This is a genomic window from Streptomyces sp. DvalAA-43 (assembly GCF_900091725.1).
GTDB lineage: Bacteria > Actinomycetota > Actinomycetes > Streptomycetales > Streptomycetaceae > Streptomyces > Streptomyces pulveraceus.
Genome location: NZ_FMBW01000040.1, coordinates 60,483 through 77,589 on the forward strand (window position 1 = coordinate 60,483; position 17,107 = coordinate 77,589).

Here is a 17,107-nt window from a genome sequence, read left to right on the forward strand (position 1 = left end):
GAATTCCGCGCGTCGGCCGCACCGGACGGACCAGGGCCTGTCCGGCCCTGACCCGCCGGACAGTCCCTAGGCCAGGCGCTCGCGGATCGCCGCGACCACGTCGGGCAGCGGCACGGGCGTCTGCTCGCCGGACTCCATGTCCTTGAGCTGGACGACGCCCTCGGCCAGATCCCGCTCGCCCGCGACGATCGTGAAGCGGGCTCCCGACCGGTTCGCGCTCTTCATCGCGCCCTTGAGGCCCCGGCTCCCGAACGCGAAGTCCGCCGCCACGCCCTCGCGGCGCAGCTGCGTGACGACGCCGAAGAGCACCCGGCGGGCCTCCTCGCCGAGCGGCACCGCGAAGACGCTGGTGGCCGCGGGAAGTTCGAGCTCGATGCCCTCCGCCTCCAGCGCGAGCACCGTGCGGTCCACGCCGAGCGCCCAGCCGACCGACGGGAGCGCCGGTCCGCCGATCATCTCGGACAGACCGTCGTAGCGGCCGCCGCCACCCACCGCGGACTGCGAGCCGAGTCCGTCGTGGACGAACTCGAAGGTGGTGCGGGTGTAGTAGTCGAGGCCGCGGACGAGCTTCTCGTCGTCCTCGTACACCACGCCTGCCGCCGAGAGGAGTTCGCGCACCTCCTCGTGGTACGCCTTGCAGGCGTCGCACAGGTAGTCGCGCAGCACCGGGGCGCCGGTCAGCTGCTTCTGCACCTCGGGCCGCTTGTCGTCGAGGACCCTCAGGGGGTTGATCTCGATGCGGCGGCGGGTCTCCTCGTCCAGGTCGAGCTCGCGCAGGAAACCCTGGAGCGCGTCCCGGTAGACGGGGCGGCACTCCTTGTCGCCCAGCGAGTTGAGCAGGATGCGGAAGTCGCGCAGGCCGAGCGCGCGGTACGCCTGGTCGGCCAGGATGATCAACTCGGCGTCCAGCACCGGGTCCTCGGCGCCGATCGCCTCGGCACCGACCTGCGAGAAGTGCCGGTAGCGGCCCTTCTGCGGGCGCTCGTAGCGGTAGTACGAGCCGGAGTACCAGAGCTTCACCGGCAGGTTGCCGAGCTTGTGGAGGTTGGCCTCCAGCGCGGCGCGGAGCACGGAGGCGGTGCCCTCGGGGCGCAGCGCCAGCTCGGATCCGCCCTTGGTGGTGAGGGTGTACATCTCCTTGGTCACGATGTCGGTGGACTCACCGACACCGCGCGAGAAGAGGGCGACGTCCTCGAAGCCGGGCGTCTCGATGTAGCCGTAGCCGGAGTTCTTCAGGGGCGCGGCGATGGCCTCGCGCACCGCGAGGTACTTCGCGGAGTCGGGCGGGGTCAGGTCGTACGTGCCCTTGGGGGCCTTGAAAGTGCTCACGGGATCTGTCTCTCGTCACATTCCTCGTCGGGGCGCGTCCATACCGTGCAGATACGGATTGGTGGCGCGCTCGAGGCCGATGGTCGTCTGGGGGCCGTGGCCGGACAGCACCACGGTCGAGTCGTCGAGCGGCAGGCACACGCGGGCCAGCGACTCGAGCAGCTCGGCGTGGTCGCCGCCGGGCAGGTCGGTGCGTCCGACGGAGCCGGCGAAGAGCAGGTCGCCCGAGAAGAGGATCTGCGGAACATCCGCGGCCTCGGGCATCCTGAACGTCACCGACCCCTTGGTATGGCCGGGCGCATGCGCGACACCGAACTCCAGACCGGCCAGCTCCAGCCGGGCGCCGTCGCTCAGCTCCTTGACGTCGTCCGGCTCCCCGATCGTCAGCTCGCCCATGAGCGGCATCCCGATGGAGCGGCCGAGGGCCTTCTCCGGGTCGCTCATCATGTACCGGTCCTCGGGGTGGATCCAGGCGGGGACGTCGTGTGCGCCGCACACCGGGACGACCGAGGCGACGTGGTCGATGTGGCCGTGGGTCAGTACGACGGCGACGGGCTTCAGCCGATGCTTCTTCAGCGCTTCCTCGACTCCGGCCGCGGCCTGGTGGCCCGGGTCGATGATCACGCACTCCTCGCCTGCGGCCGGGGCGACCAGATAACAGTTGGTCCCCCAGGCCCCTGCGGGGAACCCGGCAATGAGCACGATCGTCCTTAATGGTCGTCCGACGGCGGATCGCGACTGAGAGGGTCGCGGCAGTTCAGAGCCTACCGGCGCTCCTCATTCCACAGCTAACCCATATACGGTACGGGGCAGCCAAGGCCCCATCACACGACCTATCAAGGAGATCACCCGGTGGTCAGCAGCGATCAGCGGCGGCGGCAGCTCGCCAGGGAGAAGTTCGAGCGGCAGCAGCAGCGCCGGGAGGAGGCCCGCCGCAGGACCAGACGGCTGACGGTCGTCATCGCGTCCGCGGTGGCCGTGGTGGCGGTCATAGGCGTGGGCTCGTATCTCGCCCTCGGCGACGACGACACGAAGGACAAGGCGGACGCCGCCGCGAGTCCGGGCCCGTCGGACCCCGCGTCCCCGTCGCCGAGCGAGAGCAAGGCGCCCGAGCCGGCGATGAAGATCGACAAGAAGGCCGGGTACGCGATGTCGCTCAAGACGAGCCAGGGCGACATCAAGTTCACGATGGACGCGGCGAAGACCCCGCACACCACGAACTCCTTCAAGTACCTGGCCGACAAGGGCTTCTTCGACGGCACCAAGTGCCACCGGCTGACCACGCAGAACATCTTCGTCCTGCAGTGCGGCGACCCCAAGGGCGACGGCACCGGCGGCCCCGGCTACACCATCCCGGACGAGAACCTGACGGGGCTGGGCAAGGCGGGCGCCGACGGCACGGTGACCTACCCGGCGGGCGTGGTGGCGATGGCGAACGCCGGCCCCCAGACCGGTGGCAGCCAGTTCTTCCTGGTGTACAAGGACAGCAAACTGCCGCCCAACTACACCCCGTTCGGCACGATGGACGCCGCCTCGCTGAAGGTCGTCAAGGACATCGGTGCGGCGGGCGCGGAGGGCGGCGCCCCCGACGGTGCGCCGAAGAAGGCCGTGAAGATCACGAAGGCCGCTGTCGACAAGTCGTGACCGGCCCGGAGCGGCCGGCCCGGCCCTGACAGGTCCTGGCGGCGGGACGGATTTTTTTCGGCCGCGCTGAGTGCGGACAGCCGGGCGGCCGGTCGCCTAGATTGGCGTTGTGCAGGGCGGGCGCTGCCCGCCCCAGGAAACTGTGGACGATGCCAGGGGGGCGAACCCCCTCGCGGGCATCAGGTGGAGGAGGCGCTGTGAGCAGCGACCCGTGGGGCCGTGTCGATGAGACCGGCACCGTGTACGTGCGGACAGCCGACGGCGAGCAGGTCGTCGGATCGTGGCAGGCGGGTTCCCCCGAGGAGGCTCTGGCCTACTTCGAGCGCAAGTACGAGGGCATTGTGGTCGAGATCGGCCTCCTCGAACGGCGGGTGAAGACCACCGACCTGTCGGCGAAGGACGCGACGACCGCCATCGAGCACTTGCGTCTGCAGGTGGACGAGCATCACGCCGTCGGTGACCTCGACGCGCTGCGCAAGCGGCTCGACGCGCTCGTCGCGACGGTCGACTCGCGGCGCGAGGAGCGCAAGGCCCAGAAGGCGAAGCAGACCGACGAGGCGAAGCACGCCAAGGAGGCCCTGGTCGCCGAGGCCGAGGAGCTGGCGCAGAGCGAGCAGTGGCGCTCCGCGGGCGAGCGGCTCCGCGCGCTCGTCGACACGTGGAAGGGCCTGCCCCGGCTCGACCGCAAGTCCGACGACGAGCTGTGGCACCGCTTCTCGCACGCCCGCTCGGCGTTCTCCAAGCGCCGCAAGGCCCACTTCGCATCGCTGGACGCCCAGCGCGAGGAGGCCCGCAAGGCCAAGGAGAAGCTGGTCGTCGAGGCGGAATCGCTCTCCGGTTCCACCGACTGGGGGGCCACGGCCGCCCGCTACCGCGACCTGATGACGGAGTGGAAGGCGGCGGGCCGCGCCCAGCGCGAGGCCGAGGACGATCTGTGGAACCGCTTCCGCGGTGCGCAGGACGTCTTCTTCGCCGCCCGCAGCGGGGTCTTCGCCGAGCGGGACGCGGAGCAGGGCGAGAACCTCAAGCTCAAGGAGGAGCTCGCGGTCGAGGCCGAGAAGCTGGTGCCGGTGCGGGACCTGAAGGCGGCCAGGGCCGCGTTCCGGGCCATCAACGAGCGCTGGGAGGCCATCGGCCACGTACCGCGTGACGCCCGCCCGAAGGTCGAGGGGCGGATGCAGGCGGTGGAGCGGACGCTCCAGGAGGCCGAGGAGTCGGAGTGGCGGCGGACGAACCCTGAGGCGCGTGCGCGCGCCGCGGGTCTGACCGGTCAGCTGCAGGCGGCCGTGGACAAGCTGCGTACGCAGATCGACACGGCCCGTGCCTCGGGCAACAACGCCCGTGCCGACAAGCTGGCCAGGGAGCTGGAGGGCCGGCAGGCACTGCTGGACCAGGCGCTCAAGGGCCTGGAGGAGTTCGGCGGCTGACGCCTCCTGACTTCGTCCGAGGGGCTTCTCCGCGTTCACGCGGGGAAGCCCCTCCCGCGTGCCCGGCCCCATGGAGCGCCCACCGGTGTCGCCGTGGTGTCGTCACGGTGCGCGTGCCGCACCGCACGGCCGCGGCCTGCTGTACGCAAGTCGGCAGCGAAGATCCATGACAACTGCCGGAACCGGACAGTGACCTGCGGCAGGGACGGGCGAGATGATTCCCGTACCCGGCACGCTCCGTGCGGCTGCCGGGTCCGCCGAGATCACTACGTCCTTGAGGCAGGTCCATAGATGAGACTGACCCGTGCCGCCCTGACCGCCGCGGCCACCGCCCTGGCCCCGGCGCTTCTGCTGACCGGCCCGGCCTTCGCCGCCGGGAATGCTTCCCCGTCCACCACCGTGTCCGCGGCATCGGCGGCCGACGGCTCGGGCACACCGGTGGGTGAGATGTCCGACGAGGAGCTCAGGATCGCCATCCTGCGCATCCTGGCGGACGAGGACAGCGGCAAGAGGGTCATCCGGGAGGCCAACGAAGCCCTGGACAACGGCACCACGGAAGCCATGCGGTACTTCCTGGAGACCGGCTATCCCCTGGCCCAGGCCGAGGACGACCGCGTCGCCCTCGTCCGCATCCTCGCCAATCCCGACTCGGGCAAGCGGGTCATCAAGGAAATCAACCAACTCCTCGACAGCGGCACCGCGCAGGACATACGGCAGTGGCTGGAAACCGGCTACCGCCTGGCCCAGGCCGAGGACGACCGCGTCGCCCTCGTCCGCATCCTGGCCCGCCCGGACATCAGCGAAGCGATGCGTGCGGCGGTCAGCAAGGCGATCGACGGTACGCCGGAGGAGATGCGGTACTTCCTGGAGTACGGCCAGTACGAGGTCGACGCGTAGCCGGGTGACGTCCGCAGGCGGCGGGGCCGGAGCCTCGCCGCCTACGGGTGCCGGGCCGTTCTACGGCCTGCGGGCCGAGGTCACCCGGTAGACGTCGTAGACGCCCTCCACGCCCCGTACCGCCTTCAGTACGTGGCCGAGGTGCTTCGGGTCGCCCATCTCGAAGGTGAAGCGCGAGGTGGCCACCCGGTCCCTGGAGGTCTGGACGGCCGCCGACAGGATGTTGACATGCTGGTCGGACAGGACGCGGGTGACGTCCGAGAGCAGCCGGGACCGGTCGAGGGCCTCGACCTGGATGGCGACCAGGAAGACCGAGGACTGGGTCGGCGCCCACTCGACCTCCAGGATCCGTTCCGGCTGCTGTGACAGCGAGTCGACGTTGACGCAGTCGGCGCGGTGCACGGAGACGCCGCTGCCCCGGGTGACGAAGCCGATGATCGGGTCGCCGGGGACGGGCGTGCAGCAGCGGGCCAGCTTGACCCAGACGTCCTCGACGCCCTTGACGACCACGCCCGGATCGGCGTTGGAGCGGCGCTTGTTGCGGCTGCGCGAGGGCGGTGAGCTCTCCGCGATGTCCTCGTTGGCCTCGTCCTCACCGCCGAGCGCCTGGACCAGCTTCTGCACGACTCCGGCGGCCGCGACATGGCCCTCGCCGATCGCCGCGTAGAGCGACGAGATGTCGGGGTAGCGCATCTCGTGGGCGAGGGTGACCAGGGAGTCGCCGGTGAGGATGCGCTGGATCGGCAGGTTCTGCTTGCGCATGGCGCGCGCGATGGCGTCCTTGCCCTGCTCGATCGCCTCGTCGCGTCGCTCCTTGGAGAACCAGGCGCGGATCTTGTTGCGGGCGCGCGGCGACTTGACGAAGCCCAGCCAGTCCCGGGAGGGTCCGGCGCCGGCCGCCTTGGAGGTGAAGACCTCCACCAGATCGCCGTTGTCGAGCGTCGATTCGAGCGGTACGAGCCGCCCGTTGACCCGTGCTCCTATGGTCCGGTGGCCGACCTCCGTGTGCACCGCGTACGCGAAGTCGACCGGGGTCGCACCGGCGGGGAGCGCTATGACGTCGCCCTTGGGCGTGAAGACGAAGACCTCGTTGCGGGAGAGGTCGAAGCGCAGCGACTCCAGGAACTCGCTGGGGTCCTCGGTCTCCTTCTGCCAGTCCAGGAGCTGGCGCAGCCACGCCATGTCGTTGACGGTGTCCTGGCCGCGGCCGGTGTTCTTGGGGACGTCGGTGCGCACCTTGGAGGCGCCCGCTACGGCCTCCTGCTTGTACTTCCAGTGCGCGGCGATGCCGTACTCGGCGCGGCGGTGCATGTCGAAGGTGCGGATCTGCAGCTCGACGGGCTTGCCGCTGGGACCGATCACCGTGGTGTGCAGCGACTGGTACATGTTGAACTTGGGCATCGCGATGTAGTCCTTGAACCGGCCGGGGACCGGATTCCATCGCGCGTGGACGGTGCCGAGCGCCGCGTAGCAGTCGCGGACGGTGTCGACGAGGACGCGAATTCCCACCAGGTCGTAGATCTCGGCGAAGTCCCGGCCCCGCACGATCATCTTCTGGTAGACGCTGTAGTAGTGCTTCGGCCGTCCCGTGACGGTGGCCTTGATCCGGGCGGCACGCAGGTCGGCCTGGACCTCGTCGGTCACTATGGCGAGGTATTCGTCACGCTTGGGGGCACGCTCGGCGACCAGACGCACGATCTCGTCGTACATCTTGGGGTAGAGGATCGCGAAGGCGAGGTCCTCCAGCTCCCACTTGATGGTGTTCATGCCCAGGCGGTGCGCCAGCGGGGCATAGATCTCAAGCGTCTCGCGGGCCTTCTTCTCCTGCTTCTCCCGCTTGAGGTAGCGCATGGTGCGCATGTTGTGCAGCCGGTCGGCGAGTTTGATGACCAGGACCCGGGGGTCCTTGGCCATGGCGACGACCATCTTGCGCACGGTCTCGGCCTGGGCGGCCTCGCCGAACTTGACCTTGTCCAGTTTGGTGACGCCGTCGACGAGCAGGGCGACCTGGTCGCCGAAGTCGCGGCGCAGGGTGTCCAGGCCGTACTCGGTGTCCTCGACGGTGTCGTGGAGCAGCCCGGCCATCAGCGTGGCCGGGTCCATGCCCAGCTCGGCCAGGATCGTGGTGACGGCGAGGGGGTGCGTGATGTACGGGTCGCCGCTCTTGCGCTTCTGGCCGCGGTGCCAGCGCTCGGCGACCTGGTAGGCGCGCTCGATCTGGCGCAGCGTGGCCGTCTCGATCTTGGTGTCGTTGCTGCGGACGATGCGCAGCAGCGGTTCGAGCACCGGGTTGTACGGGCTGGAGCGCTGCACGCCGAGCCGGGCGAGCCGGGCCCGCACCCGGTTGGACGAGCCGCCGGAGCGGGTCGTGGGGGCGGTGGCGGGCACCGGTCGGGCCGCGGGCTTCGCCGGGGGCTTCGGGGCGGACGCCGCCGGGGTGACGGGCGCGGCCGGCTGCGCGGGGGAAGCGGGGGCGGCACCGGATGCCGGGACGCTCGCCCGGTCCGGGCCCGTGCCGGGCTCGGGTGCCGGGGGCTTCGGCTTGTCCGCGGGCTGCTTCTTCCCGGGCGTGGCTGGGGCCGCCGCGGGCTTGTCGGGCTGCGGGGCGGCGACTGGCTGGGCCTCGTCTGGCAAGAGCGCTCCTCGTGCGGATCCGGGTACCCGGAGAGGCCATCGTATCGAGCCTGCGGCCGGACCTCCCCCGGGGACCGCGGGACTCCTGAGAACGCGGGACGGGCACCCGGTTGTTCCCGGGTGCCCGTCCTGTTCGCGTGTGCCCTTGCCGCGTACGGCCGGGGCGGCTCAGACCGTGATCAGAACCTCCAGCGGAGCGCCGCGCAGGCCCTTCTCCAGCCGGGCCCGTCCCGGCAGGAAGCCGAGCTCCATGAGGACGGCGACGCCCGCGACCTCGGCACCGGCCCGCCGGATCAGCTCCACCGAGGCCTCGGCGGTGCCACCTGTGGCGAGGATGTCGTCGATGACCATGATCCGGTCGTCGGCGGACAGGTCCTCCGCGTGGATCTCGATCTCGGCGGTGCCGTACTCCAGCGCGTACGTCTGGCCGAGCGTGGCTCCGGGCAGCTTGCCCGCCTTGCGGACGGGGACGAAGCCGAGCCCGGCCCGGACCGCGACCGGCGCGGCCAGGATGAAGCCGCGCGCCTCCAGACCGACGACCTTGGTGGCGCCGTGCCGTACGCACAGCTCCGCCAGGGTGTCGGTGAGGGCCGCGAAGGCCACCGGGTCCGCGAGCAGCGGGGTGATGTCCTTGAACAGCACCCCCGGCTTCGGGTAGTCCTGCACATCACGGATCCGGCTGAGCAGGAGCTCGCGGGTGCTCTCGGTGGTGCTGGTCATCGACGCTTCCCCGGGGTCCGGCCGTGGCCCCTGGGGGGCTGCTGGCGCTGGCCGACGACCGCGGCGGCGGGTGCGGTGTCGTCCGGGTAGTCGTCCTCCGACGACTCGTCCTCGGCGGACTCGCCCTTGGCGGCGGCTGCCGCGCGCTTGGCCAGGATCCGCTTCTTCAGGGCCTTCATCTGCGGGTCGCGTTCCTTGAGGTCGGCGACGAGCGGCGTGGCGATGAAGATCGAGGAGTAGGCACCGGCGGCGAGGCCGACGAAGAGCGCCAGGGAGATGTCGTTCAGCATGCCGGCGCCGAGGACACCGCCACCGATGAACAGCAGACCGGCGACCGGCAGCAGGGCCACGACGGTGGTGTTGATGGAACGGACCAGCGTGCCGTTGATGGAGCGGTTGGCGATCTCGCTGTACGTCCAGCGGGTCTGCTTGGTGATCCCCTTCGTGCCCTCCTTGAGGCTGTCGAAGACGACGACCGTGTCGTAGAGGGAGTAACCGAGGATGGTCAGCAGACCGATCACGGTGCCCGGGGTGACCTCGAAGCCGACCAGGGCGTAGACGCCGACCGTGATGGTGATGTCGTGGATCAGCGCGACCAGGGCCGCGATGGCCATGCGCCACTCGAAGGCGATGGCCAGGTAGATCACGACGAGGACCATGAAGATGCCGAGGCCGGTCCAGGCCTTGTTGGCGATCTGCTCACCCCAGCTGGGGCCGACCAGGTCGGCGGCGATCTTCTCCGCCGGGACGCCGAGGTCCTTGGAGAGCTTGCCCTTGATCTCGTCGGACTTCGCGGTGTCGACCTCGGTGATCTGGATGCGCAGACCGCCGTTGCCGAGCTTCTGGACGATCGCCTGGTGGCCGGAGGCCTCCGTGGCCAGGTCCTCCGCCTTGGCGACGGTGACGCTGGTCTTCGGGGTGGTGAAGACCGCGCCGCCCTTGAACTCGATGCCCATGTTCAGGCCGCTGACCGCCAGGCCGACGATGGCCGTGATGGTGATCAGGATCGAGATCCCGTACCAGATCTTGCGCTTGCCGATGAAGTCGTAGCCGACCTCGCCGCGGTAGAGACGGGCGCCGAGACTGCCGAGTCGCGACATCTCACGCCTCCTTCGGGTCGGTGGGGGCGTTGACACGGCGCGAGCGGCGCAGCGGCGGCTTGGCTCCGAGCCGCTTCGGGTCCAGTCCGGACCACGGGTGACCGCCGGCGAAGAACTTCGTACGGGCCATGAGCGTCATGACGGGCTTGGTGAAGAGGAACACCACGACGACGTCGAGCAGGGTGGTGAGACCCAGCGTGAACGCGAAGCCCTGGACCTTGCCGACGGTGACGACGAAGAGCACCGCGGCGGCGAGGAACGACACGAAGTCGGAGACCAGGATGGTGCGCCGGGCGCGCGGCCAGGCCCGTTCGACGGCCGGGCGGAGCGTACGGCCCTCGCGGATCTCGTCGCGGACCCTCTCGAAGTACACGATGAAGGAGTCCGCGGTGATACCGATGGCCACGATGGCGCCGCAGACCGCCGGGAGGTTCAGCGCGAAGCCGATGGCCGGACCGAGCAGCGACATGAGCGTGTAGGTCAGGATGCCGGAGACCAGGAGGCTCAGGAGGGCGATGAACGCGAGGCCCCGGTAGTAGGCCACCAGGTAGATGACCACCAGGGCCAGACCGATGGCACCGGCGATCAGACCGGCCTGGAGCTGCTCGCCGCCGAGCGCGGCGGTGACCGTGGTGACGCTCTGCTCCTTGAACGAGAGCGGGAGCGCACCATAGGAAAGCACATTGGCCAGGTCGTCGGCGGACTGCTGGGTGAAGCTGCCGGAGATCTCGGCGCTACCGCTGAGCGTGCTGTTCACCTGGGGCGCGGAGACGACCTCGCCGTCCAGCGCGATGGCGAACTGGTTCTGCGGGGACTGCTGGGCGGAGAGCTTCTTGGTGATCGTCTGGAACTGCTTGGAGCCCTGCTTGGTGAACTCCATGTTGACGATCCACATGCCGCGCGACTGGTCGAAACCGGCCTTGGCGTTGTCGACCTCGGTGCCGGACACCTCGGCCGGGCCGAGGACGTACTTCGCGTCACCCTCGGAGCTGCATGCGACGACCGCGTCGGTGGGCTTGGCCCCCCGTGCGGCTGCGGCGCGGGACGCCTTGCTGGAGCAGTCGAGGGCCGCGAACTTCTTCTGCAGTTCGGCCGCGGCGGCCTGGTCAGCAGCGGAGGCCGACGGCGTGGCGTCGGCCTTGGGGGTGGTGCTCGCCTTCGGTGTGGCGTCGGCCTTGAGGGCGCCGGTGACCGCGCGGCCCTGGGTGGTGGCGCTCGGATCCGGCGTCGACGAGCCCTTGCCCTTGTCGGCGGTGGGAGCACTCGGGCTGCCGGACGGGGTGGGCTTGCCCGACGACGAGGCACTGGGCGTCGGGGTGGGCGTGCCCTGGGCGACGGTCAGCACCGGCCGGAAGTAGAGCTTGGCCGTCGTACCGACCTGCTCCCGGGCCTGGGCGGAGTTCGTGCCCTTGGGGATGTTGACGATGATGTTGCGATCGCCCTGTGTCTGGACCTCGGCCTCGGAGACACCAAGACCATTGACACGGCGCTCCATGATCTGGACCGCCGTGTCCATGTTGGTCTTGTTGATCGCCGATTCCTGGCCCGGCTCGCTCTTCGCCTCAAGCGTGATCGAGGTACCGCCCGCCAGGTCGATGCCGAGCCGTGGGGTCGGCTGATCCGCCAGGAACATCCCGCCGGTGAGCGCGACCATGGCGATCAGGATCAGAGCCAGGGAACGCCCCGGCCTGCCCTGACCGCCGGCCGGTCCCCGGCTCTTCTTCGGTGCTGCCACCTTCTCGTTTCTCCCTGTCCAACCGCCCCGCGCCGGGTACGCGCCCGAGCGGCCACGAAGTGTAGTGGGGACCCGCCCCCGCAGAAGATCGCACGGACCGGGGAGTGCCGGACGCCGGTGGGCTCACGGCATTCCCCGGGCGTGGCTTACTTCGCGTCGGCCTCGCCGTCGTCCTTGCCCTCGGACTTCTTGCCGGAGTCGGCGTCCTTCGGCTCGGCCTCGTCGGTCTTCTCCTCGGACTTCTTGCCCAGGTCGATCCGGGAGTCGTCCGAGGCGTCCTCGTCGCTCTCGGTCAGCGAGGAGGCGTCGTCCGGGACGACCGTGCCGTCGAGGTCGAGACCGCTCTCGTCGTCGCCGTGGACGATGCGGTTGTACTCCGCGTCGTCGAGGACGGCGCCGATGGCGTTCTTGGCGTAGATGGCGTGGACGCCGGGCGCGATCTCAAGGAGAACCGTGTCGTCGTGCAGCTCCTTGACGGTGGCGTACATGCCCCCGATCGTCCGGACGCCGGTGCCGGGCTGCATCTCGTTGCGCATCTGGGCGGCGGCCGCCTGCTTCTTCTTGGCGGACCGCGTCATCAGGAACATGGCCCCGATGAGCACGATGAAGGGGAGGAGAGTCACGGGATTCACGGGACGAGTTTCCTTCGCACGACCGCGCTGGAAGGCGGCCTGTATCTACGGGGGTGGGTACACCGACCTGTAAGGGCGGCATCGGCGGAGTCTAAGCGAGTCCGCATCGATGGAACAACGCCCAGCGTCGCCCTGTGGTTCCTGCTCCGGTCAACCTGTGACAGATCACGCCCCGAACAGGCCCTGTTGTCCCTTTCCGCCGTGCTGCGGAGGTACGAGACCGAGATGGACCCAGGCCGCGGGGGTCGCCACCCGTCCCCGCGGCGTCCTGGCCAGCAGACCTTCCCGGACCAGGAAGGGCTCCGCGACCTCCTCGACGGTCTCGCGCTCCTCCCCCACGGCGACCGCGAGGGTGGACAGCCCGACGGGGCCGCCGCCGAAGAGTTTCAGCAGGGCACCGAGCACCGCGCGGTCGAGCCGGTCGAGGCCGCGGGCATCGACCTCGTACACCCCGAGGGCGGCGGCGGCGACCGGGCGGTCGATCCTCCCGTCGGCCTTGACCTGGGCGTAGTCCCGGACGCGGCGCAGCAGCCGGTTGGCGATACGGGGGGTGCCGCGGGAACGGCCGGCGATCTCGGCGGCGCCGTCCACGTCTATCTCCACGTCGAGGAGGCGGGCGGAGCGGTGGATGACGCGTTCCAGCTCGGTGGGTGCGTAGAACTCCATGTGGCCGGTGAAGCCGAAGCGGTCGCGCAGCGGCGGCGGCAGCAGTCCGGCCCGGGTGGTCGCGCCGACCAGGGTGAAGGGCGGCAGTTCCAGCGGGATGGCGGTGGCGCCGGGGCCCTTGCCCACGATGACGTCGACCCGGAAGTCCTCCATGGCCATGTAGAGCATCTCCTCGGCCGGCCTCGACATGCGGTGGATCTCGTCGAGGAAGAGGACCTCGCCCTCCTGGAGGGAGGAGAGGATCGCGGCGAGGTCGCCCGCGTGCTGGATGGCGGGGCCGGAGGTGATCCGGATCGGTGCGCCCATCTCGGCCGCGATGATCATGGAGAGGGTGGTCTTGCCGAGGCCGGGGGCGCCGGAGAGCAGGACGTGGTCGGCGGTGGCGCCGCGGGCGCGGGCCGCCTTGAGGACCAGGTCGAGCTGTTCGCGCACCTTCTCCTGGCCGACGAACTCGTCGAGGTCCTTCGGCCGCAGCGCCGCTTCGACCGCGGTGTCCTCGCCGTCCGCGTCGGCCTGGACGAGGCGCTCGTCGAGCCGCTCGTCGGTGTCGGGTCCGGTCTCGTCCCAGTTCATTCAGTCTGTCCCGCCTCGGGTGTTTCGGTGCCGTGCGGTGCCCGGCCCGGCGTCGGGGTGCCGCGCCGCGGTCAGCGCGCGCGGTTGAGGGTCTGCAGTGCGGCGCGCAGCAGCTGCGGCACGGGAGCCTGGCCGCCTCCGGCGATCGCCGCCTCGGCCTGGGGTGCGACGGCGGTGACCGCTTCGTCGGCCTCGCGGGTGGCGTAGCCGAGGCCGATGAGGGCGGCCTGGAGCTGGTCGCGCCAGGAGGAGGTGACGGCGGTCCCGATGCCCTGGCGGCCGATGTGGGCACCGACGGGCTCGCCGAGTCTGTCCTTCAGTTCGAGGAGGAGTTTCTGTGCGCCCTTCTTGCCGATGCCGGAGACGGCGGTGAGCGCCTTCTCGTCGCCGGTGGCGACCGCGGTGCGCAGGGCGTCCGGGCTGTGGGTGGCGAGCATGGCCTGGGCGAGCCGGGGCCCGACCCCGCTGGCGGTCTGGAGCAGCTCGAAGACCTGCCGCTCGTCGTCGTCGGCGAAGCCGTAGAGGGTGAGCGAGTCCTCCCGGACGACGAGGGACGTGGCGAGCCTGGCCTCCGTGCCGATCCGGAGGCCGGCGAGGGTGTTCGGCGCGCACTGGACGGCCATGCCGATGCCGCCGACCTCGATCACGGCCGTGGTCGGGGCGAGGGCGGCCACGGGGCCGCTGACGAAGGCGATCATCGGGGGACCTTCCGGACGGGGACTGCGGGTGTACGGGGTACGCGTGGGGTGCGGGCCGCGGCGGCCGCCGCGTGCGCCTGCTGGAGGCGGTTGACGGCGGGGGCCCGCCAGATGTGGCAGATGGCGAGGGCCAGGGCGTCGGCCGCGTCGGCCGGTTTCGGCGGGGCGTCGAGCCGCAGCAGCCGGGTGACCATCGCGCCGACCTGCGCCTTGTCGGCACGCCCGCTGCCCGTGACGGCCGCCTTGACCTCGCTGGGGGTGTGCAGGGCGACGGGTATGCCGCGGCGCGACGCGCAGAGCATGGCGACGGCGCTGGCCTGGGCGGTGCCCATCACCGTACGGACGTTGTGCTGGCTGAACACCCGCTCCACGGCGACGTATTCGGGCCGGTGCTCGTCGAGCCACTGCTCGATGCCGCGCTCGATGGCGACCAGCCGGTGGCCGAGCTCCGCGTCGGCCGGGGTGCGGACGACGCCCACGCCGAGCATCGTCAGGGGGCGGCCGGCGACGCCCTCGACGACGCCGACACCGCACCGGGTCAGCCCCGGGTCCACGCCCAGCACCCGCATGGGACACCCCCTCCGTACCGATCGGTCAACTGTTCCCGCAGGCTATCGGCTCGCACTGACAATGCGACGGGCCGACGGGGTGTGTCCCCGTCGGCCCGTCCGTGAAGACTGCGCTGAGCGCGGCTCAGGCGTCGACCTTCTCCATGACCTCGTCCGAGACGTCGAAGTTGGCGAAGACGTTCTGCACGTCGTCGCTGTCCTCCAGCGCGTCGATCAGCTTGAAGATCTTGCGCGCGCCCTCCTCGTCCAGCTCGACCTGCATGGTGGGCAGGAAGTTGGCCTCGGCGGAGTCGTAGTCGATGCCGGCCTCCTGGAGCGCGGTGCGGACCGCGACCATGTCGGTGGCCTCGCTGACGACCTCGTACGTGTCACCGAGGTCGTTGACCTCCTCGGCGCCCGCGTCGAGCACGGCACCCAGGACGTCGTCCTCGGACAGCTCGCCCTTGGGGACGATGACGACGCCCTTGCGGTTGAAGAGGTACGAGACCGAACCCGGGTCGGCCATCGAGCCCCCGTTGCGCGTCATCGCGACCCGTACGTCGGACGCGGCACGGTTGCGGTTGTCGGTGAGGCACTCGATGAGCACCGCGACACCGTTGGGACCGTAGCCCTCGTACATGATCGTCTGGTAGTCGACACCGCCCGCTTCGAGACCGCCACCGCGCTTGACCGCGGAGTCGATGTTCTTGTTCGGTACGGAGCTCTTCTTCGCCTTCTGGATCGCGTCCACGAGGGTCGGGTTTCCCTCGGGGTCCACACCGCCGGTGCGGGCCGCGACCTCGATGTTCTTGATCAGCTTCGCGAAGAGCTTGCCGCGCTTGGCGTCAATCACGGCCTTCTTGTGCTTCGTCGTAGCCCATTTAGAGTGGCCGGACATCTGCCTTCTCCTTCGCGTCACCAAAAACGATTCGAACCCGAGAGATCCTACCGGGATCGAGTCAGCCGACTGCGCGCACCATGTCCACGAACAGCGCGTGAACACGGTGGTCGCCGGTCAATTCCGGGTGGAACGACGTAGCCAGGGCGTTTCCCTGACGTACGGCGACGATGTGGCCGCCGTGCTCCGCCACGACCCTGGCCTGCGCGCCGACCGATTCCACCCAGGGGGCGCGGATGAACACACCCTCCACGGGGCCGCCCTCGACACCGGCGACCTCGACCGCCGCCTCGAAGGACTCGTTCTGTCGCCCGAAGGCGTTGCGGCGCACGATCATGTCGATCCCGCCGACCGTCTCCTGGCCCGAGCGCGGGTCGAGGATCTTGTCGGCGAGCAGGATCATTCCGGCGCAGGTGCCGTAGACGGGCATCCCGTCACGTACCCGCTCGCGCAGCGGTTCCAGCAGGCCGAAGAGGGCAGCCAGCTTGGACATCGTGGTGGACTCGCCACCGGGGATGACCAGGCCGTCGACCTCGGCGAGTTCCTCGGGACGCCGGACCGGCCTGGCCAGGGCGTCGGCCGAGGCCAGGGCGATCAGGTGTTCCCGGACGTCGCCCTGGAGGGCCAGGACTCCGATCACAGGGGTGTCGCTCATCGGTGACTACCAGCCACGGTTGGCGTAGCGCTCGGCCTCGGGCAGGGTGTCGCAGTTGATGCCGACCATGGCCTCGCCCAGGTTGCGGGAGGCGTCCGCGATGATCTTCGGGTCGTCGTAGAAGGTGGTGGCCTTCACGATCGCGGCGGCGCGCTTGGCCGGGTCCCCGGACTTGAAGATCCCGGAGCCGACGAAGACGCCCTCGGCGCCGAGCTGACGCATCAGCGCGGCGTCGGCGGGGGTGGCGACACCACCCGCGGAGAACAGCACGACGGGCAGCTTGCCGAGCTCCGCGACCTCCCTGACCAGCTCGTACGGGGCGCGGAGCTCCTTGGCGGCGGCGTACAGCTCGTTGTTGTCGTAGCCGCGCAGCCGGGCGATCTCGTTCTTGATCTGGCGCAGGTGGCGGACCGCCTCGACGACGTTGCCGGTGCCGGCCTCGCCCTTCGAGCGGATCATGGCGGCGCCCTCGGCGATCCGGCGCAGCGCCTCGCCCAGGTTGGTGGCGCCGCAGACGAACGGGGTGGTGAAGGCGAACTTGTCGCTGTGGTTGACCTCGTCGGCCGGGGTGAGGACCTCGGACTCGTCGATGTAGTCGACGCCGAGGGACTGGAGGACCTGCGCCTCGACGAAGTGGCCGATGCGGGACTTCGCCATCACCGGGATGGAGACGGCCTCGATGATCTCCTCGATCATGTTCGGATCCGACATCCGGGCCACGCCGCCGTCCTTGCGGATGTCGGCCGGCACCCGCTCCAGCGCCATGACGGCCACGGCGCCCGCGTCCTCGGCGATCTTCGCCTGCTCGGCGTCGACGACGTCCATGATCACGCCGCCCTTGAGCTGCTCGGCCATGCCGCGCTTGACGCGCGCGGTGCCGGTGGCCGGGGAGTCTGCGGACTGCGGAGTGGTGGGAAGCGTGGACATGGATCGACCTCACTCGGAGAAAAA

Annotated in this window: 16 protein-coding genes; 3 read left to right on the plus strand and 13 right to left on the minus strand. The window is 70.1% G+C overall.

Going from position 1 to position 17,107, the window contains the following annotated elements:
* Window positions 1-66: 66 nt before the first annotated feature.
* Window positions 67-1,329: a histidine--tRNA ligase gene (gene hisS, locus GA0115234_RS12855; protein WP_093541055.1), complete on the minus strand. Its 1,263-nt coding sequence runs from the start codon at window positions 1,327-1,329 to the stop codon at window positions 67-69.
* A 15-nt stretch (window positions 1,330-1,344) separates the two neighbouring features.
* Complete coding sequence (locus GA0115234_RS12860) at window positions 1,345-2,031, minus strand: MBL fold metallo-hydrolase (RefSeq protein ID WP_093541056.1); 687 nt, start codon at window positions 2,029-2,031, stop codon at window positions 1,345-1,347.
* A 150-nt stretch (window positions 2,032-2,181) separates the two neighbouring features.
* Here GA0115234_RS12860 and GA0115234_RS12865 point away from each other — a divergent pair, with 150 nt between their 5' ends.
* The 3 genes from GA0115234_RS12865 (at window position 2,182) to GA0115234_RS12875 (ending at window position 5,297) form a co-directional block, all read left to right on the plus strand.
* Window positions 2,182-2,973 (plus strand): peptidylprolyl isomerase, encoded by a 792-nt coding sequence (locus GA0115234_RS12865; RefSeq protein WP_093541057.1) that lies wholly within the window; start codon window positions 2,182-2,184, stop codon window positions 2,971-2,973.
* A gap of 197 nt (window positions 2,974-3,170) precedes the next feature.
* On the plus strand, window positions 3,171-4,400 hold the full coding sequence (locus GA0115234_RS12870; protein ID WP_093541058.1) for a DUF349 domain-containing protein: 1,230 nt from the start codon (window positions 3,171-3,173) through the stop codon (window positions 4,398-4,400).
* Window positions 4,401-4,691: 291 nt separating this feature from the next.
* Window positions 4,692-5,297 carry an ALF repeat-containing protein gene (locus GA0115234_RS12875; protein ID WP_093541059.1) on the plus strand — a complete coding sequence of 202 codons (606 nt, stop codon included), beginning with the start codon at window positions 4,692-4,694 and terminating at the stop codon, window positions 5,295-5,297.
* Window positions 5,298-5,357: 60 nt separating this feature from the next.
* Here the strand turns inward: GA0115234_RS12875 and GA0115234_RS12880 are convergent, their stop codons facing one another.
* The 11 genes from GA0115234_RS12880 to pdxS form a co-directional block, all read right to left on the minus strand.
* Window positions 5,358-7,931: a RelA/SpoT family protein gene (locus GA0115234_RS12880; RefSeq protein ID WP_093541060.1), complete on the minus strand. Its 2,574-nt coding sequence runs from the start codon at window positions 7,929-7,931 to the stop codon at window positions 5,358-5,360.
* 168 nt (window positions 7,932-8,099) lie between these two features.
* Window positions 8,100-8,651, minus strand: coding sequence for an adenine phosphoribosyltransferase (locus GA0115234_RS12885; RefSeq protein WP_093541061.1), 552 nt, complete (start codon window positions 8,649-8,651; stop codon window positions 8,100-8,102).
* Window positions 8,648-9,751 (minus strand): protein translocase subunit SecF, encoded by a 1,104-nt coding sequence (gene secF / locus GA0115234_RS12890; protein ID WP_093541062.1) that lies wholly within the window; start codon window positions 9,749-9,751, stop codon window positions 8,648-8,650. The genes GA0115234_RS12885 and secF overlap by 4 nt, the downstream gene beginning before the upstream one ends.
* 1 nt (window position 9,752) lies before the next feature.
* Window positions 9,753-11,486, minus strand: coding sequence for a protein translocase subunit SecD (gene secD / locus GA0115234_RS12895; RefSeq protein WP_093541063.1), 1,734 nt, complete (start codon window positions 11,484-11,486; stop codon window positions 9,753-9,755).
* Between the two features lie 146 nt (window positions 11,487-11,632).
* Window positions 11,633-12,118 carry a preprotein translocase subunit YajC gene (yajC, locus tag GA0115234_RS12900; RefSeq protein WP_093541064.1) on the minus strand — a complete coding sequence of 162 codons (486 nt, stop codon included), beginning with the start codon at window positions 12,116-12,118 and terminating at the stop codon, window positions 11,633-11,635.
* 165 nt (window positions 12,119-12,283) lie between these two features.
* Window positions 12,284-13,357 carry a Holliday junction branch migration DNA helicase RuvB gene (gene ruvB, locus GA0115234_RS12905; protein WP_093541065.1) on the minus strand — a complete coding sequence of 358 codons (1,074 nt, stop codon included), beginning with the start codon at window positions 13,355-13,357 and terminating at the stop codon, window positions 12,284-12,286.
* A 71-nt stretch (window positions 13,358-13,428) separates the two neighbouring features.
* Entirely contained in the window at window positions 13,429-14,055 is a 627-nt protein-coding gene (ruvA, locus tag GA0115234_RS12910) for a Holliday junction branch migration protein RuvA (protein ID WP_093541066.1), read from the minus strand.
* Window positions 14,052-14,624 (minus strand): crossover junction endodeoxyribonuclease RuvC, encoded by a 573-nt coding sequence (ruvC, locus tag GA0115234_RS12915; protein ID WP_093541067.1) that lies wholly within the window; start codon window positions 14,622-14,624, stop codon window positions 14,052-14,054. Before ruvC ends, ruvA begins: the two co-directional genes overlap by 4 nt.
* A gap of 124 nt (window positions 14,625-14,748) precedes the next feature.
* Complete coding sequence (locus tag GA0115234_RS12920) at window positions 14,749-15,501, minus strand: YebC/PmpR family DNA-binding transcriptional regulator (protein WP_093541068.1); 753 nt, start codon at window positions 15,499-15,501, stop codon at window positions 14,749-14,751.
* Window positions 15,502-15,562: 61 nt separating this feature from the next.
* Window positions 15,563-16,156 carry a pyridoxal 5'-phosphate synthase glutaminase subunit PdxT gene (gene pdxT, locus GA0115234_RS12925; protein WP_093541069.1) on the minus strand — a complete coding sequence of 198 codons (594 nt, stop codon included), beginning with the start codon at window positions 16,154-16,156 and terminating at the stop codon, window positions 15,563-15,565.
* A 6-nt stretch (window positions 16,157-16,162) separates the two neighbouring features.
* Entirely contained in the window at window positions 16,163-17,083 is a 921-nt protein-coding gene (gene pdxS / locus GA0115234_RS12930; RefSeq protein ID WP_093541070.1) for a pyridoxal 5'-phosphate synthase lyase subunit PdxS, read from the minus strand.
* Window positions 17,084-17,107 lie beyond the last annotated feature (24 nt).

What these genes read in the sequence shown, in the direction of transcription:
- GA0115234_RS12875 (WP_093541059.1), top strand. Translation starts at nt 4,692, where the DNA reads ATGAGACTGACCCGTGCCGCCCTGACCGCCGCGGCCACCGCCCTGGCC.
- GA0115234_RS12885 (WP_093541061.1), bottom strand. Translation starts at nt 8,651, where the DNA reads ATGACCAGCACCACCGAGAGCACCCGCGAGCTCCTGCTCAGCCGGATC.
- secF (WP_093541062.1), bottom strand. Translation starts at nt 9,751, where the DNA reads ATGTCGCGACTCGGCAGTCTCGGCGCCCGTCTCTACCGCGGCGAGGTC.
- ruvB (WP_093541065.1), bottom strand. Translation starts at nt 13,357, where the DNA reads ATGAACTGGGACGAGACCGGACCCGACACCGACGAGCGGCTCGACGAG.
- ruvA (WP_093541066.1), bottom strand. Translation starts at nt 14,055, where the DNA reads ATGATCGCCTTCGTCAGCGGCCCCGTGGCCGCCCTCGCCCCGACCACG.
- ruvC (WP_093541067.1), bottom strand. Translation starts at nt 14,624, where the DNA reads ATGCGGGTGCTGGGCGTGGACCCGGGGCTGACCCGGTGCGGTGTCGGC.
- GA0115234_RS12920 (WP_093541068.1), bottom strand. Translation starts at nt 15,501, where the DNA reads ATGTCCGGCCACTCTAAATGGGCTACGACGAAGCACAAGAAGGCCGTG.
- pdxT (WP_093541069.1), bottom strand. Translation starts at nt 16,156, where the DNA reads ATGAGCGACACCCCTGTGATCGGAGTCCTGGCCCTCCAGGGCGACGTC.
- pdxS (WP_093541070.1), bottom strand. Translation starts at nt 17,083, where the DNA reads ATGTCCACGCTTCCCACCACTCCGCAGTCCGCAGACTCCCCGGCCACC.